This window comes from Bartonella rattaustraliani AUST/NH4 (assembly GCF_000312565.1).
GTDB lineage: Bacteria > Pseudomonadota > Alphaproteobacteria > Rhizobiales > Rhizobiaceae > Bartonella > Bartonella rattaustraliani.
On sequence record NZ_CALW02000079.1, the window covers coordinates 1 to 1,362 of the forward strand.

General features: G+C 45.0%; 1 protein-coding gene. It reads right to left on the reverse strand.

The window, feature by feature from the left end; all coding sequences use genetic code 11:
- On the reverse strand, positions 1-1,350 hold a 1,350-nt coding region (locus tag BN67_RS10225), incomplete at its 3' end, for a site-specific DNA-methyltransferase (protein WP_019223985.1).
- Positions 1,351-1,362: the final 12 nt, after the last annotated feature.

The following is a 1,362-nucleotide window of genomic DNA, read 5'->3' on the forward strand; positions in this document are numbered from 1 at the left end:
GCGGATACGCTCACGGCCAATATCAGCTATGGTTTTATAACCCGCTTTATAGGCTTCTGATTGTTCATCTGTTTTTTCGGGAAGCTGCACCATGATAAAGCGCCGCTTGCCGCCATCTTCGGCATTCAGCTGTATCACCGCATGCGCCGTCGTGGCTGAGCCAGAGAAAAAGTCTAAGATAAGATCGTCATCTGAAGTTACAATAGCAAGAAGATGCTTAAGCAATTCTACGGGTTTAGGATTGTCAAATATTTCCGGCACATTGAACAACTCTATATTAGCAGCTTTTGCACCGCTTTCGCTCGTTCCATGATCATCCAAAAGATTGGGCTGTGCCGAATAAGAAGCGTTATCCTCAAAGTCATAGACCTTTAATAAGATTTTTTCGCCATCCCATAAGAAACGATTTTTAGCAGCTAACGCAGCAGCTGTATCGGCACCAATCTGCCAGCGCTTGCCTTCCCTTGGTGGATGCCCCAAGATTTTGTACCTCATTGTTTCTCGTTTGTAGGTGCCAGAATCTTTCTTTTCTATTACGGCTGTGCGATAGCTGCCTTCTACATCTTGATGAGGATAGCTTCGGTCTGCAGCGGTTTTAATTCGTTGTTTAATTCTAGATAGAATAGATCGGCCGTAGCAAAGTTGATAGTCAACTTGAGAACTGATTTGTGCATCTTTTACATTAGAAGTCGTACTCTTCTTTTTCCATAGAAAGTTAGCAATGAAGTTTTCCTCACCAAACACCTCATCGCAAAGTTTGCGCAAATTATGCACCTCGTGATCATCAATCGAGATAAAAATCACCCCGTCGTCGCGTAGTAGGCTTCGCGCAATCAAAAGCCGCGGATACATCATATTCAGCCAGTTGGAATGATAACGCCCCGTTGTCTCAGGGTTGGCGCGAAGGGTTTGGCCAGTGAGTTCCTTATAATTTGCTACTGGGTCTTTAAAATCGTCATGATAAACAAAATCATTGCCGGTGTTATAAGGCGGGTCGATATAGATCATCTTCACTTGCCGCAAATAGGCTCTTTGCAGAAGCTTCATCACTTCTAGATTATCGCCCTCAATATAGAGGTTTTCAGTCGTCTCCCAATCTTTGCTTGCGGCAAAATCAGGGCGCAATGTCGCGCTGGAGCGCCTTTGCGCAAGCTTTAGGCTCTCTTGTTTGCCCTTCCATTCAAAGCGGTATTTCTCATGCTCATTGTCAAATTCATCACCAAGCAATGTGCGCAAAACATCTTCGTCTAATCTCCCCTCGACCACAGCCTCAGGAAAGAGCCGCTTAAGCTCTTCTATCCGCTCTTCTATATTGTCGTAGGATTTCCCTTCAACCAATGTCCCGGCCATGATTACGCCTCT